This window comes from Clostridium sp. ETTB3, assembly GCF_053571985.1.
In genome coordinates, this window is sequence record NZ_CP199832.1 from 297,923 (window position 1) to 314,881 (window position 16,959).

General features: G+C 31.1%; 12 protein-coding genes and 1 other annotated feature. Of the genes, 11 read left to right on the forward strand and 1 reads right to left on the reverse strand.

All coding sequences use genetic code 11. The annotated features are described in order from the left end of the window. Positions 1-438 precede the first annotated feature (438 nt). From ilvN to ACUN06_RS01595, 11 genes are all read left to right on the forward strand, one after another. Complete coding sequence (gene ilvN / locus ACUN06_RS01545; protein ID WP_291735557.1) at positions 439-951, forward strand: acetolactate synthase small subunit; 513 nt, start codon at positions 439-441, stop codon at positions 949-951. 221 nt (positions 952-1,172) lie between these two features. Beyond that, positions 1,173-2,765 (forward strand): citramalate synthase, encoded by a 1,593-nt coding sequence (gene cimA / locus ACUN06_RS01550; protein ID WP_449389992.1) that lies wholly within the window; start codon positions 1,173-1,175, stop codon positions 2,763-2,765. 14 nt (positions 2,766-2,779) lie between these two features. Continuing rightward, entirely contained in the window at positions 2,780-4,039 is a 1,260-nt protein-coding gene (gene leuC / locus ACUN06_RS01555) for a 3-isopropylmalate dehydratase large subunit (protein WP_449389993.1), read from the forward strand. A gap of 11 nt (positions 4,040-4,050) precedes the next feature. After that, a complete protein-coding gene (gene leuD / locus ACUN06_RS01560) occupies positions 4,051-4,539 on the forward strand; it encodes a 3-isopropylmalate dehydratase small subunit (RefSeq protein ID WP_291736230.1) in 489 nt (162 codons plus the stop codon). 211 nt (positions 4,540-4,750) lie between these two features. Further along, the gene (leuB, locus tag ACUN06_RS01565; RefSeq protein WP_449389994.1) at positions 4,751-5,821 is read left to right on the forward strand and encodes a 3-isopropylmalate dehydrogenase; all 1,071 of its coding nucleotides are present in this window, start codon (positions 4,751-4,753) and stop codon (positions 5,819-5,821) included. 164 nt (positions 5,822-5,985) lie between these two features. Continuing rightward, positions 5,986-7,644: a dihydroxy-acid dehydratase gene (gene ilvD / locus ACUN06_RS01570; RefSeq protein ID WP_346967743.1), complete on the forward strand. Its 1,659-nt coding sequence runs from the start codon at positions 5,986-5,988 to the stop codon at positions 7,642-7,644. A gap of 184 nt (positions 7,645-7,828) precedes the next feature. Next, positions 7,829-9,514 carry a biosynthetic-type acetolactate synthase large subunit gene (gene ilvB / locus ACUN06_RS01575; protein WP_449389995.1) on the forward strand — a complete coding sequence of 562 codons (1,686 nt, stop codon included), beginning with the start codon at positions 7,829-7,831 and terminating at the stop codon, positions 9,512-9,514. Between the two features lie 97 nt (positions 9,515-9,611). Further along, entirely contained in the window at positions 9,612-10,616 is a 1,005-nt protein-coding gene (ilvC, locus tag ACUN06_RS01580) for a ketol-acid reductoisomerase (protein WP_412344358.1), read from the forward strand. A 315-nt stretch (positions 10,617-10,931) separates the two neighbouring features. Then, on the forward strand, positions 10,932-12,239 hold the full coding sequence (locus tag ACUN06_RS01585) for an NCS2 family permease (RefSeq protein WP_449389996.1): 1,308 nt from the start codon (positions 10,932-10,934) through the stop codon (positions 12,237-12,239). Positions 12,240-12,307: 68 nt separating this feature from the next. Continuing rightward, positions 12,308-12,496 (forward strand) — a binding site (T-box leader). 95 nt (positions 12,497-12,591) lie between these two features. Beyond that, a complete protein-coding gene (gene gltX, locus ACUN06_RS01590) occupies positions 12,592-14,253 on the forward strand; it encodes a glutamate--tRNA ligase (RefSeq protein ID WP_294161637.1) in 1,662 nt (553 codons plus the stop codon). Between the two features lie 316 nt (positions 14,254-14,569). Further along, the gene (locus tag ACUN06_RS01595) at positions 14,570-14,746 is read left to right on the forward strand and encodes a hypothetical protein (protein WP_291734569.1); all 177 of its coding nucleotides are present in this window, start codon (positions 14,570-14,572) and stop codon (positions 14,744-14,746) included. A 312-nt stretch (positions 14,747-15,058) separates the two neighbouring features. Here ACUN06_RS01595 and ACUN06_RS01600 read toward each other — a convergent pair whose 3' ends face one another. Next, positions 15,059-16,720 (reverse strand): glutamine--tRNA ligase/YqeY domain fusion protein, encoded by a 1,662-nt coding sequence (locus tag ACUN06_RS01600; RefSeq protein ID WP_294125515.1) that lies wholly within the window; start codon positions 16,718-16,720, stop codon positions 15,059-15,061. Between the last annotated feature and the right edge of the window lie 239 nt (positions 16,721-16,959).

The following is a 16,959-nucleotide window of genomic DNA, read 5'->3' on the forward strand; positions in this document are numbered from 1 at the left end:
ATTATAAAAATAAAGCAATTTTAACATAAAATTACAATTAAATTAGTAAAAATTAAAAGAGAGTATTGACAGTATATTAAGAAAGAGAGTAATATATTAGCAATAGAATATTTTGGAAATCCCGCTTAGGGAAGAAAAGCTGTGATAGAGACACTTATTTAGAGAAAAAAGTTACAGAGAGTCCATGGATGGTGTGAATGGATACTTTTACTAGATAATAATCACTCTTGAGCTGCACTCTGAACATTAGTCAAAAGCTAATAATTAAGAGATTGCCGGTAAGCACCGTTAAAGGCAAGGGTTTGTTTGAGCCTAGTGATATTAATGATGAGGAATGTTATCCCACCGTTATGATTTTATCATTAAGGGTGGGATTTTTTTATCTAAATAAATACATTTTATTGAATAACTTGAAAATATTTGAATTGGGGTGTGTAAATGGCAAGGTATGTTTTATCAGTTTTAGTTAGAAATTCTTCTGGTGTACTTACAAGAGTTTCAGGACTATTTTCAAGAAGAGGATTCAATATTGACAGCTTAACAGTTGGAAGAACGGAAAATTCGGAAATTTCAAGAATGACAATTGCATTAAATGGGGGATTAGAAGAATTAGAGCAATTTACAAAGCAATTAAATAAATTAGAAGATGTTTTAAGGGTATTAAGTTTAAAGCCAGAAAACTCGGTTTATAGGGAATTAGTACTTATTAAAGTTAAGGCTGATGCAGAGCAAAGGGCTTCGATTAATGAAATTGTTAAGATTTTTAGAAGTAAAATAGTTGATATTTCGCCTGAAACTTTAACAATTGAACTTACTGGTGATGAAAGTAAAATTAATGCTCATATTAAATTACTTGAAGAATATGAAATTAAAGAATTAGTTAGAACAGGAGTATGTGCATTAGAAAGAGGGGCAAACGATATTACAGACTATTGCGAAATCTTTAATTAGTTAGCAAGTGGTAAGTGGCAAGTGGCAAGTGGCAAGTGGTAAGTGGTAAGTGGTAAGTGGCAAGTTGAGGAGGAAACTCCTTGGGGAGTTTCTGAAAAATATATTTATTAAATTCAGGTTAAGATGAATTTACACCTAAACTTGTAATTTATAACTTGAAACTGAAAAAGAACTTGGCACTTGTAACTTGCAGTTTGAAACTGCAAAAAAGGGGGGTTAATTTGAATAAAAATATTGAAATTTTTGATTCAACTTTAAGGGATGGTGCTCAGGGGCAAGGAATATCATTTTCATTAGAGGATAAAACAAAGATAGTGAAGATATTAGATGAGATGGGCATTGATTATATAGAAGCTGGCAATCCAGGATCTAATCCTAAGGATATGGAGTTATTTAAGGTTATAAAAGATATAAAACTTAAAAATTCTCAAATAGTTGCTTTTGGTTCAACAAGAAAACCAAATTCAAATGTTAATGAAGATATAAATATAAAAAGCCTATTATCAGCAGAAACTGATTTTGTATCTATATTTGGAAAGTCATGGGGATTTCAAGTTACAGATATATTAAAAACAACATTAGATGAAAATTTAGAGATGATAAGAGATACAATAGAATATTTAGTTGAAAAAAATAAAAAAGTAATTTTTGATGCAGAGCATTTTTTTGATGGATATAAGGAAAATAAAGAGTATTCTATAATGACTTTAAAAGTTGCTATGGATGCTGGAGCAAGTAGGTTGGTTTTATGTGATACAAATGGTGGGACTTTGCCAAATGAAATATTTGAAATAACAAGTGAAGTAGTTAATAGGTTTGGAAATATTATAGGAATACATTGTCATAATGATATAGGAATGGCTGTTGCAAATTCAATTATGGCAGTAGAGGCAGGTGCAATACATATTCAAGGTACGTTTATTGGTGTTGGTGAAAGGTGTGGAAATACAAATTTAAGTACACTAATTCCAACTATAGCTTTGAAAATGGGATGTAAATTAAGGGTAAATGAACATTTGCAAGATTTAACTTCAAAGGCAAGGCATATTGCAGAAATATCTAATATTCAGTTGGAAGATTCAACTCCTTATATTGGTAAATCAGCATTTGCACATAAGGGAGGTATGCATATAGATGCAATTTGTAAAATACCAGAGTCTTATGAGCATATAAAACCAGAGGTGGTTGGAAATAAAAGAAGATTTTTATTATCAGAAGTAAGTGGAAAAAGTACAGTTTTACAAGAAATACACAAGATTTTTCCTAATGTTAAAAAGGATGGAGATGAAGTAAAAAAAGTAACTAAAAGGTTAAAAGAATTAGAGTATGAAGGTTATCAATTTGAGGGAGCAGAAGGAACTGTAGAGCTTTTAATAAGAAAAACAATTGGAAAGTACAAGCCGTTTTTTAAATTAAATCATTTTAAGACTATAGGTGAAAATCCATGGAATAATGATGATTTTACTTCAACAGCTTTAATAAATATAACAGTTGATGGAAAAAGAGAAATGACGGCAGCAGAAGGAGATGGCCCAGTAAATGCATTGGATAAAGCATTAAGAAAAGCGTTAGAAGTTTTTTATCCAGAACTTAAAAGTGTAAAGCTTGTTGATTATAAAGTTAGGGTTTTAGATTCTGAAAGTACAACAGGGGCAAAGGTTAGAGTTTTGATTGAAAGTACTGATGGAAATGAAAGTTGGAGTACCGTTGGAGTGTCTAAAGATGTGATTCAGGCAAGTTGGATTGCTTTAGTAGATTCAATGGAATATAAACTTATAAAGGATATTGAAAGAAAAGCAAAAGCGTATTTTTAAAGGGGGAAATTTTTATGGCAATGACAATGACTCAAAAAATATTAGCTGCTCATGCTGGTTTAGAAAGTGTGAAGGCAGGACAATTAATTGAAGCAAATTTAGATTTAGTATTGGGGAATGATATTACCTCACCAGTTGCAGTGAAAGAATTTGAAAAGTTTGGAGTTAAAGATGTATTTGATAAGGAAAAGATAGCAATAGTACCAGATCATTTTACTCCAAATAAGGATATAAAGGCAGCAGAGCAATGCAAGTTTATTAGGGAGTTCTCAAGAGAAAAAGAAATAGTTAACTTTTTTGAAATTGGAGAAATGGGAATTGAGCATTGTTTATTACCAGAAAAAGGATTAGTGGTTGCTGGGGATGTTGTTATAGGAGCTGATTCTCATACTTGCACATATGGGGCATTAGGAGCTTTTTCAACAGGAATAGGTTCTACAGATATGGCTGCTGGAATGGCAACAGGTAAGTGTTGGTTTAAGGTTCCTTCAGCATTAAAGTTTGTATTAAAAGGAAAACCAGCAAAATGGGTAAGTGGTAAGGATATAATCCTTCATATCATAGGAATGATTGGTGTTGATGGAGCATTATACAAATCTATGGAATTTGTAGGAGATGGATTAAATTATTTATCAATGGATGATAGATTTACAATGGCAAATATGGCTATTGAAGCAGGTGGAAAAAATGGAATTTTCCCAGTTGATGAAAAAACTATTGAGTATTTAAAGGAACATGGTAAGAAGGAATGGAGAGTATATGGAGCTGATGAAGATGCAGAATATGATGAAGTTCATGAAATAGACCTATCTTCTTTAAGACCAACAGTATCATTTCCACACTTACCTGATAATACAAGGACAATTGATGAAGTTGGAGATGTAGAAATTGATCAAGCTGTTATAGGTTCTTGCACAAATGGAAGAATTTCAGACTTAAGAGTGGCAAGAGATATTCTTAAGGGAAAAAAGGTAAATAAAAAAGTTAGATGTTTAGTATTTCCAGGAACTCAAAGGATTTATTTACAAGCATTAGAAGAAGGAATAATAAAAGATTTAATAGAAGCAGGTGCAGTTGTTTCAACTCCAACTTGTGGGCCATGTTTAGGTGGACATATGGGGATATTAGCTAAAGGTGAAAGAGCAATTTCAACAACAAATAGAAATTTTGTTGGAAGAATGGGGCATGTTGAGTCAGAAGTTTATTTATCTAGTCCAGCGGTTGCAGCAGCTTCAGCAATAACAGGAAAAATAACTAATCCAGAAACACTTTAAGGGGGGTAAATATGGAAGTAACAGGAAAAGTTTTTAAATATGGGGATAATGTAGATACAGATGTAATAATACCAGCAAGATATCTAAATACATCAGATCCAAAGGAATTAGCAAGTCATTGTATGGAAGATATAGATTTAAATTTTTCTAAGAAGGTTAAGAAGGGAGATATAATTGTTGCAAATAAAAACTTTGGATGTGGTTCATCTAGAGAGCATGCACCAATAGCAATAAAAGAAAGTGGAATTAGTTGTGTTATAGCATCCACATTTGCAAGAATTTTTTACAGAAATGCAATTAATATTGGATTGCCAATTTTAGAATGTGATGAAGCAGTTAAGAATATTGATGCTAATGATGAATTAGAAGTTAATTTCGATACAGGATTAATTAAAAATTTAACTAAAAATGAGCAGTATCAAGGAGAAGCCTTTCCAGAATTCATGCAAAATATAATAAATAATAATGGGCTTATAGGATACATTAGGAACAAGGGATAGCTAGGAGATTAGTAAGTGACAAGTGGCAAGTGGCAAGTGACAAGTGGCAAGTTGAGGAGGAAACTCCTTGGGGAGTTTCTGAAAAATATATTTATTAAATTCAGGTTAAGATGAATTTACACCTAAACTTGTAATTTGTAACTTGAAACTGAAAGAGAACTTGTCACTTGTAACTTGTAACTTGAAACTGAAAAAACGGGGGGTTATAAATATGAATTATAATATAGCAGTTATACCAGGGGATGGAATAGGTCCAGAGGTTATAGACGAATCAATAAAGGTTTTAAATAAGATTGGGGAAAAGTATAATCATACATTTGAATTTGAATTTTTACAAGCTGGAGGTTGTGCAATAGATTCTATGGGAACGCCACTTCCAGAAAAAACTTTAGAAAGATGTAAAGAAAGTGATGCTGTTCTTTTAGGAGCAGTTGGAGGTATTAAGTGGGATAATCCTAATGCAAAGATAAGGCCAGAACAAGCATTATTAGGATTAAGAGGTGGATTAAATTTATATTGTAATTTAAGACCAGCTCTTTTATATAAACCATTAAAGGAGGCATCTCCATTAAAAGACAGCATAATTGGTGATGGAATAGATATTTGTGTTGTAAGAGAACTTACTGGAGGAATTTACTTTGGTGAAAGAGGTAGGGAAGTAGTTGATAGAGTTATTTCTGCTTATGATACAGAAAGATATAACATAAATGAAATTAAAAGAATAGTTAAAATTGGTTTTGAAACAGCAATGAAGAGAAATAAAAAATTAACTAGTGTTGATAAGGCTAATATATTGGAAAGTTCAAGATTATGGAGAAGTGTTGTTGAGGAAATGTCTAAAGAATATCCTGAAGTTGAAGTAAATCATTTATATATTGACAATGCATCAATGCAATTAGTAAGAGACCCTAAACAATTTGATGTAATTGTTACTTCAAATATGTTTGGTGATATTTTGTCTGATGAAGCTTCAATGATTACTGGTTCAATAGGAATGCTTCCTTCAGCATCATTAGGAGAAGGTACATTAGGCATGTATGAGCCAATTCATGGTTCAGCTCCTAATATTGCAGGAAAAGGAATAGCCAATCCATTAGCAACAATTCTTTCAACTGCAATGATGTTAAGATATAGCTTTAATTTAGAACAAGAAGCAAGGGATATTGAAGATGCAGTAATTAAAGTATTAGAAGAAGGGTATAGAACTGGAGATATAAAAAGTAAAGGAACTACACTTGTTGGAACAAAAGAAATGGGACAACTTGTTGTAGAAAAAATTTAAGATAGTTAGGAATTAGTAGTGAGTAGTTAGGAGTTTTAGAAAATATAAATTTAAGGGGATGTCGCATTAAGAATAAATACTACAATATATTGTGTATAAAATTTTTAGTGCGACATCCCCATCCTAAACTACAAACTATAAACTAAACCATAGAGGTGATATAAATGAGAAGTGATGTAGTTAAGAAGGGAGTTGCAAAGGCTCCTCATAGAGCTTTGTTTAAAGCATCAGGATTAACTGATGAAGAAATAAATAAGCCTTTAATAGGAATTGTAACATCTCAAAATGATATAATTCCTGGACATATTAACTTAGATAAGATTGTTGAAGCTGTTAAAAAGGGAGTATTAATGGCAGGAGGAACTCCATTAGTATTTCCAACTATAGGTGTATGTGATGGAATTGCAATGGGACATGAAGGAATGAAATATTCACTTGTAACAAGGGAACTAATTGCTGATTCTGTTGAATGTATGGCAAATGCTCATGCTTTTGATGCTTTAGTATTTATACCAAACTGTGACAAGATAGTTCCAGGTATGGTTATGGCGGCATTAAGAGTAAATGTTCCATCAGTAATGGTTAGTGGTGGACCTATGTTAGCAGGGAAATTTAAAGGTAAGGAAGTATCTTTATCAACAATGTTTGAAGCAGTTGGATCAGTTGAAAGTGGCTTAATGCTTGAATCTGATTTAGCAGAATTAGAAGAAAAGGCATGCCCTACATGTGGTTCATGTTCAGGGATGTTTACAGCAAATTCTATGAATTGCTTATGTGAAGTTTTAGGTTTAGCATTACCTGGTAATGGGACAATTCCTGCTGTTTATTCTGAAAGAATAAGACTTGCTAAATATGCAGGTATGGCTGTAATGAATTTATTAGAAAAAGATATTAAGCCAAGAGATATAGTAACAAAGGATTCTATTAAAAATGCATTAACAGTAGATATGGCACTTGGATGTTCAACAAATAGTGTTCTTCATTTAACTGCTATTGCAAATGAGGCTAAAATTCCAATGAATCTTGATATTATAAATGAAATGTCAGCTAAGGTACCAAATCTTTGTAAATTAGCACCAGCATCTGATACACATATTGAAGATTTATATGCAGCTGGTGGAATTAAAGCTGTAATGAGTGAATTAAATAAAAAGAATTTATTAAATTTAAATTGTATTACTGCAACTGGTAAAACTGTTGAGGAAAATATTAAAGATGCTAAGGTTTTAGATTATTCAGTAATAAAACATATAGAAGAACCATATAGCCAAACTGGTGGTATAGCAATATTAAAAGGAAATTTAGCTCCAGATGGCGCAGTTGTTAAAAGATCAGCAGTTTTAAAGGAAATGCTTACACATAAAGGACCAGCTAAGGTTTTTGATTCTGAGGAAGAAGCTATAGAAGCTATTTTAGGAAAGAAAATTGTAAAAGGTGATGTTGTAGTTATTAGATATGAGGGTCCAAAGGGTGGGCCAGGAATGAGAGAAATGTTATCACCAACTTCTGCAATTTGTGGAATGGGACTTGATTCATGCGTTGCACTTATTACTGATGGAAGATTTAGTGGGGCAACTAAAGGAGCAGCAATAGGACATGTTTCTCCAGAAGCAGCTGATGGTGGAAATATTGCTTTAGTACAAGATGGAGATATTATTTCTATTGATATTTCAAATGGAAATTTAGATTTACTTGTAACAGATGAGGAATTAGCTAAGCGTAAAGAAAATTTAAAGCCATTTGAACCAAAGGTTAAAGAAGGCTATTTATCAAGATATGCTAGGTTAGTAAGCTCTGCAAGTAGTGGAGCAGTGTTTAGATAGTGGATAGTTAAGTGACAAGTGACAAGTTTCAAGTGACAAGTTAAGGAGGAAACTCCTTGGGGAGTTTCTGAAAAATATATTTATTAAATTCAGCCTAAGCTGAATTTATACCTAAACTTGCCACTTGTCACTGAATAAGCTTGTCACTGAATAAGCTTGTCACTAAAAAATGGGGGTGTTTTAAATGTTACTGACAGGTGCTGAAATTCTTGTTAAGTCTTTATTAAATCAGGGTGTTGATACTGTTTTTGGATATCCTGGGGGGGCTGTTTTAAATATATATGATTATTTATACAAATATAAAGAGCAAATAAAGCATTATTTAACTTGCCATGAGCAGGGAGCAGCACATGCAGCAGATGGATATGCAAGATCTTCAGGTAAGGTTGGAGTATGTATTGCAACATCTGGACCAGGTGCAACAAACCTTGTAACTGGTATTGCAACGGCATATATGGATTCAGTTCCTTTAGTTGCAATAACAGGAAATGTTCAAAAGAGTTTGCTTGGAAGGGACAGTTTCCAAGAGGTTGATATTACAGGAATAACAATGCCAATTACAAAACACAATTTTATTGTTAAGGATATTAATAATTTAGAAGAAACTATTAGAAAGGCATTTTATATTGCAAAGGAAGGAAGGCCAGGACCGGTATTAATAGATATTCCAAAGGATATAACATCTGATAAGACGGAATATAAGGGATTAAGTCCATTACCAGTTGAGCCAAAAAGTAAGCATATTACTGTTACTTCATTAAATGAGGCAGCTAAGTATATTAATGATTCAGAAAAACCTCTTATTTATGCAGGGGGAGGAGTTATAAACTCAGATGCTACTGAAGAATTAATTAATTTTGCAGAAAAGATAAATGCACCAGTTGCAACAACATTAATGTGTAGAGGTGCAATTCCTTCAGAACATAGATTAAGTACAGGAATGATAGGAATGCATGGAAGTAATGCATCAAATATTTTAGCAACTAAATGTGATTTAATAATTGCTCTTGGGGCAAGATTTAGTGATAGGGTAATTAGTGATAAGGAATTTATAAATAATGCTAAAATTATTCAAATAGATGTTGATCCAGCAGAAATTAATAAGAATGTAAGGGTTGATTCATTTATTATTGGAGATATTAAAGTTGCATTACAAAAATTAATGCCATTAATAAATGAAAAAAGAAATGAAAATTGGTTAAAAACTGTGGAAGAATTAAAGCTTTTATCTATTACTAAAAATAATAGTGATGATGGTGAACAATTAACACCTAGATTTTTATTTGAAAAGCTTAGTTCTTTAGATGATGGCAGTTTTGTCATGACAACAGAAGTTGGACAGCATCAAATGTGGACAGCACAATATTTTAATTTTAAAACTCCAAGAACATTAATTTCATCAGGTGGTCTTGGAACCATGGGATTTGGATTAGGAGCAGCAATTGGAGTAAAAGTTGCTAGTCCAAATAAAATTGTATTTAATATTGCTGGTGATGGAAGCTTTGGAATGAACTGCAATGAATTTGCAACAGCTGTTAAGTATAATATTCCAATTAAAATTATTGTTATGAATAATAATGCATTGGGTATGGTTAGACAGTGGCAAAGTTTATTTTATGAAGCAAGATATTCTCAAACTACATTAGATAGGGCAACTGATTTTGTTAAGCTTGCAGAAGCTTTTGGAGGAGTTGGATTTAGAGTAGAAAAAAGAGATGAACTTGATGGTGTATTAAAGGAAGCTTTATCTGTAAATAGGCCAGTAATAATAGATTATAAAATTGATAGTGATAAGAAGGTATTTCCGATGGTTGCTCCAGGGGCACCAATTCATCAAATTATTAATGAAGAAGATTTAGAAGGAAAATAAAAAAACAGCAATTAAATAGTTAATTTAAATTTCTATCAAAATATGAATGGTAGTAAATTTTTATAGATAAAAAATAAATAAGTCGGGGGTATTAAATATGGCAAAAATGTTTTATGAAAAGGACACAAATTTAGGGTTATTAAAAGGGAAAAAGGTTGCAGTTATTGGTTATGGTAGCCAAGGACATGCACATGCATTAAATCTTCATGAAAGTGGAGTTGATGTAGTTGTTGGATTATATGAAGGCAGTAAGTCTTGGGATAGGGTTAAGGAAGCTGGCTTAGAAGTTGCTACAGTTGCAAATGCAGTTAAGTCTTCAGATGTAGTTATGGTTTTAGTACCAGATGAAAAGCAAGCTAAATTATATAAGGAAGAAATAGCTCCATATTTAGAAGAGGGAAATGCTTTAGCATTTGCTCATGGGTTTAACATTCATTATGGACAAATTGTTCCACCAGCTAATGTTGATGTATTTATGGTTGCACCAAAGGGACCAGGACATATGGTAAGAAGAACTTATACAGAAGGTTCAGGAGTTCCTTGCTTAATAGCGGTTCAACAAGATTATACTGGAAATGCTAAAGAAGTTGCATTAGCTTATTCTAATGGTATTGGTGGAGCTAGAGCAGGTGTATTAGAAACTACTTTTAAGGATGAAACTGAAACAGATTTATTTGGTGAACAAGCTGTTCTTTGTGGTGGAGTTACTGCACTTATAAAGGCTGGCTTTGAAACTTTAGTAGAAGCAGGGTATGCTCCTGAAAATGCTTATTTTGAATGTTTACATGAAATGAAACTTATTGTTGATTTAATGTATCAAGGTGGTATGGCTGCAATGAGATATTCTATTTCAGATACTGCTGAATATGGTGATTATGTAACTGGTAGCAGAATAGTTACTGATGAAACAAAGAAGGAAATGAAGAAAGTATTAACTGAAATTCAAGATGGTACATTTGCTAGAAACTGGTTAATGGAAAATCAAGTAGGAAGACCTCAATTTAATGCAATGAGAAGAATGGAAGCAGAACACCCAATTGAAAAGGTTGGTAAAGAGTTAAGAGAAATGATGTCTTGGATTGATACTAAGAATTTAGATTAATTAATTATTTATATAAATTTATAATTTTATTAGTTATAAGGGGAATATCTTTTAAGGTATTCCTTTTATTAGTTTATTTATTAGTTTATTTAATAGTTTACTTTAGAAAAAGGTTAATAAACAAAAACACGAACAATATTTTTTAAAAGTAATTAAAAATATAAAAAAATAATAAAAAACATGGACAAATATTAAAAAATATATTATATTATTCATATAATTTGTTTGTTAATAATATTAATTATGTAAACATTGAATTATATTTGTTGATTTTATGGGAGGAGATATATTGCAAAATAATGAGGGGGTAATTAAGTGATAAATTTAATATCTAAGTATTTTAATTTTCAAGAAAAGGATACTAACTTGAAAACAGAAACAGTAGCAGGAGTAACAACATTTTTAACAATGGCATATGCATTATTTTTAATTCCTAGTGTTTTAGGTGATGCAGGAATGCCAGAAAAAAGTGTGTTTGCTGCAACAGCATTGGCAGCTGCAATTGGGACTTTTATTATGGGGATATTTGCAAAGTTTCCAATGGGATTAGCGCCAGGGGTTGGATTAAATGCTTTCTTTACATATAGTGTTTGTATAGGAATGGATATTCCATGGCAAACAGCATTATCAGGTGTATTAGCATCTGGAATTATATTTTTAATAGTGTCAATTACAGGAATAAGAGAAATAGTTATAAAAGCAATACCAACAAATTTAAAATTTGCTGTAAGTGCAGGAATTGGATTGTTTATAGCTTTTATTGGATTAAAGAATGCTGGAATAGTTGTGGCAAATGAATCAACATTTGTAGGTCTTGGAGATTTAACAAATCCAACAGTATTACTTTCTGTATTTGGTCTTATTGTAATAGCAATATTAATGGTTAGAGGGTCTAATATAGCAATATTTATTGGTATGGTAGCAACGGTAATTGTAGGAATGATTTTTGGTTTAATAAATTTTCCAGATAAAATAATATCAATGCCACCATCAATTGCACCTACATTTGGAGTTGCAATTAAAAATATAGGAAATATATTTAATCCTCAAATGATATTAGTTATATTTACATTTTTATTTATGGATTTTTTTGATACAGCAGGGACAATGGTTGCAGTTGGGTCTAAGATTGGATTATTAAAAAATGATGGATCAATTGAAGGTGGTTCTAAAGCATTATTATCAGATTCAGTTGCTACTTGTATAGGAGCAATATTTGGGACTACTAATACAACTTCTTATGTTGAATCATTATCAGGAGTAGCAGTGGGAGCAAAAACAGGATTTTCAAGTGTTGTAGTAGGAATTTTATTTTTAATTTCATTATTTTTCTCACCATTACTTACAGTAATTACTTCAGCAGTAACTGCACCAGCTCTTATTATAGTTGGGTCATTAATGTGTAGTAGTCTTAAGGAAATTGAATGGGATAAACCAGAAGTTTCAATATCATCATTTTTAACTGTAATATTAATGCCATTAACTTATAGCATTGGGGAGGGAATAGCATGTGGATTTTTAGCATATGTAGTCCTTATGTCTTTTAAGGGAAAAGTTAAAAAGGTTCATCCAGTTATGTATGTTTTATCAGGATTATTTATAATATATTTTGCAGTAAGATAATGAATAAAACTTTACAATAATAATTGCAGTCTGTATAATTAACTTGTAATTTGTTAAAACTAATACAGTAGATTGCATTGAAGAGGAGCAGTAAATAAAATTTTAACTTAAAGCGATTTAGGGATGGTGTAAGCCTAAAATTTAAAACTATTGAAGGAAACCTTGGAGCAATAAAAATTAATAAGTATTTGAGTGGGTTAATAATTTATATTAACCAATTTAGGTGGTAACGCGGAATATAAGTTTTCGTCCTAATAATATTTGGGATGGAAACTTTTTTATTTGGATATAAATGGGTGTACCTCCGTGGAACAACCATTTTTTATATATTATATATAAAGGAGCATTAAATATGGCGTTTGAAAAATTAGCTGAAATAATATTCCCTAATGTTGAACATGATAGAGAATATTATATAGCAAAATACCCAAAAAGAAACTTAAAAGAAGGTGCTAGAGTAACTAGATATGCACCATCACCAACAGGATTTCAACATATAGGTGGAGTTTTTGCTGCATTAATCAATGAAAGATTAGCAAGCCAAAGTGAAGGAGTTTTTTATTTAAGAATAGAAGATACAGACCAAAAGAGAGAAGTTGAAGGTGCTATTGAAGATACAATTGAAACTATGCACAATTTTGGAATGGACTTTAGCGAAGGAATGACTGGTCAAGAAACTTCAAAAGGTGAATATGGCCCATACAGACAAAGTGAAAGAGCTGAAATATACAGAACTTTTGCTAAAGATTTATTATTAAAAGGTTTAGCATATCCAGATTTTTGTACTCCAGAAGAATTAGCTGCTTTAAGAGAAGAGCAAATAGCTAATAAGATAACTCCAGGATACTATGGAGAATATGCTAAATATAGAAATATTACTGAAGAAGAAGCTATTGAAAGAATAAACAATGGTGAAACTTATATTTTAAGATTAAAATCACCAGGAAATATTGAAAATAGAGTAGAATTCCACGATTTAATAAAGGGAGATATATCTTTCCCAGAAAATAATCAAGATGTAGTTTTAATAAAAGGAGATGGGCTTCCAACATATCACTTTGCACATGCAATAGATGATTATTTAATGAGAACTACAGATGTAATAAGAGGAGAAGAGTGGTTATCATCACTTCCAATACACGTTCAATTATTTGAAGTATTAGGATTTGAAAGACCAAACTATGCTCATATTCCAACAATAATGAAACAAGAAGGTGGATCTAAGAGAAAGCTTTCTAAGAGAAAAGATGCTGAAGCAGCTGTTTCTTATTATAATGAAGTTGGATATCCAGTAGTATGTGTTATTGAATACTTATTAAACATAGTAAATTCAAGTTATGAAGAATGGAGAGCAGAAAATCCAATTGCTGATTATCATGAATTCCATGTTGCTTTAGAAAAAATGAGTAAGAGCGGAGCATTATTTGATTTAGTTAAATTAAATGACGTTTCTAAAGATGTTATAGCTAGAATGCCAGCAGATAAAGTATATGAACAATATACTGCATGGGCTAAACAATATGATGAAGAAATGTATAACTTAGTAACTTCAAATGAAGCTATGGCAAGAGAAATATTTAATATAGATAAAGAAGGTCCAAAACCAAGAAAAGACTTTGCAAAGTGGGATGAAGTTAAGGATAAGATATTCTATTTCTTTGATGAATTATTCTATAATGAAACTGCAGAGCAGGTTGAGTTACCAAAAACTTTATTATTAGAAAATGCTAAAGCTATAATTGAAGAATATGCTAAAAAGTTTACTTTTAATATAGGAAGTCAAGAAAACTGGTTTGAAGAATTAAAAGTAATTGGAGCAGAACTTGGATATTGTGCAAATAGAAAAGAATTTAAGGCTAACCCAGAAGCTTATAAGGGAATGATTTCTGATGTTGCAGGTGCAGTAAGAAGTGCATTATCACATAGAACAAATACTCCAGATCTTTATACTATAATGCAAATTATAGGAGAAGAAAAGGTTAGAGAAAGATTTAATAGATTTTTAGAGTTATAAAAATTAAAAGATTTTTAACTAGAAAAAATGCTATATTTTATCTATAAGAAAAAAGAGCTGTATTTAGATTATAGAATTAGTCTAAATACAGTATTTTTTATGATTAGATTAGTAAAAAATAAAGTTATAAAATTATAGAAAAAAATGTGCTTTTTTTCATTATTTTAATTTAAATTCACAACTTGGTCCAAAATGAAATTAATACAAGGTATTAAAGAAAATAAAGTGTACAAACTATTATTGTAGCGGTGGTAGAACTAAGTATAGACTTGGCTGTATCAGGGCTAAATTTAATAGGACATTGGAGGAAAATATTATGAGTAATAATTCAAACTGTGGATGTCATAAAGAAGGTAAAGGAGAGCACAATTCACACACTGGATGTGGATGTCATGAAGGACAAAAAACAGCAGTAAATAATCAATGGGCATCACCTGCAAGTGCAAAATCAGAAATAGAAAATAAATGTGGATGTGATCATAAAATTAAATAATATTAATAGAAATCAATTTAAAAATAATTTATAGAAATAACTTCTAGTATTAAATTAATAAAAGCGAGCAAAATAATATTGTTAAGAGTTTCAGGAGTATAGACCAATGTGATAAAAAATAAGACTAGTTCAATATTTTAACTATTTTATAGCTTGTGTATCTACAAAATGCGTTATACATAATTATATAAGTAAAGACTTGGTTCAGTGTGCATTTAATTATAAAAAATTACTGTGTATGAAACCTCAACGAACACTTACTATACCTAATTAAAAATTAAAGAAAGGCAAATTGCCTTTCTTTAATTTTTTTTATTTTAATTTAAATGAAGATTTTAAAGGTACAATTCTATTAAATACTAATTTATCATTAGTAGTATATTTAGTATCAATATTAAAGAAACCATTTCTAACTAATTGGAATTTATCTTGAGGTTTAGCATTTTCAACAGCTGTTGGTTCAATGAATCCTTGTAAAATTTCTAAAGAGTTAGGATTTATTTGTTCTAAGAAATGCTTACCTTCATTTTCAGGAGCATCATCTAATATTAAAGGTTCATACAATCTAAATTCAGCAGGTACACAGTTATTTGCATCTACCCAGTGAATAGTTCCTTTAACCTTTCTTCCTGTAAATCCAGAACCACTTTTAGTTTCAGGATCATAAGTGCAATGAATTTCAGTTACATTGCCATTTTCATCTTTAATTACTTCATTACATTTAACAAAGTAAGCACCCATTAATCTAACTTCATTACCAGGGAATAATCTGAAATATTTCTTTATTGGAACTTCCATAAAGTCTTCTTGTTCAACATATAATTCTCTTGAAAATGGAACAAGTCTCTTTCCAAATGATTCATCTTTAGCATTGTTGCTAACTTCTAACATTTCAGTTTGCCCTTCTGGATAATTAGTAATAACTAATTTTAAAGGTTTTAAAATAGCCATTGCATTAGGAGCCTTTAATTGTAAATCTTCTCTTACAAAATAATCAAGCATTTGAGAATCTACTGTAGAATTTGCTTTAGCAACACCAATAGCAGAACAGAAATTCTTTAATGCTTCTGGTGTACATCCTCTTCTTCTTAAGCCACAAATAGTAGGCATTCTTGGATCATCCCATCCATCAACAACACCTTCATCAACTAATTGTTTAAGTTTTCTTTTACTCATAACAGTATTAGTCATGTTTAATCTAGCAAATTCTATTTGTCTAGGCTGAGCTTCCATTTCACATTCTCTAACAACCCAATCATATAAAGGTCTATGATCCTCAAATTCTAAAGTACAAATAGAGTGAGTTACCTTTTCTATGGCATCTTCTAATGGATGAGCAAAATCATACATAGGGTAGATGCACCATTTATCTCCAGTGTTATGGTGAGTTGCATGAGCAATTCTATAGATTATAGGATCTCTCATATTCATATTAGGAGAAGACATATCAATTTTAGCTCTTAAAACTTTTTCTCCATCTGAAAATTCACCATTTTTCATTCTTTCAAATAAATCTAAATTTTCCTCAACACTTCTGTTTCTATAAGGACTTTCTTTACCAGGTTCAGTTAAAGTACCTCTATATTCTTTAGCTTCTTCTGGAGTTAAGTCACAAACATAAGCTAATCCTTTTTTTATTAAAAGAACAGCTCTGTTATACATTTCATCGAAATAATCAGATGCAAAGTAAAGTTCATCCCAATTTCCACCAAGCCATTTTACATCTTCTTTTATTGATTCAACATATTCTGTATCTTCTTTTACAGGGTTAGTGTCATCAAATCTAAGATGTGTTTTACCATGGAATTCTTCAGCTAATCCAAAATTTAAAAGAATAGACTTTGCATGACCTATATGAAGGTATCCATTTGGTTCTGGTGGAAAACGAGTTATTATTTCTTGGTGTTTTCCACTTTCTAAATCATTTACTATTATATTTCTTATAAAATTAGAAGAATTAATTTCAGTTGACATAATTTACATCTCCTATTGACTATTAATTTTAGGGGTGAACTACTCTCCACTTATAGAAGTGGGAGCTTCTTAGTCAATATACCTAACGGTACAAGTTTACCCAAGCTTATTTAGTGTCTAAATCCGTTATTATTACTCATTTCTATCATTTAATACTGACTATATTGTACTATTCTTGTTGACTATCGTCAAGTGCTGTCCATCTCCCATTTTAGAAGATGGGAGATGGACAGCACATT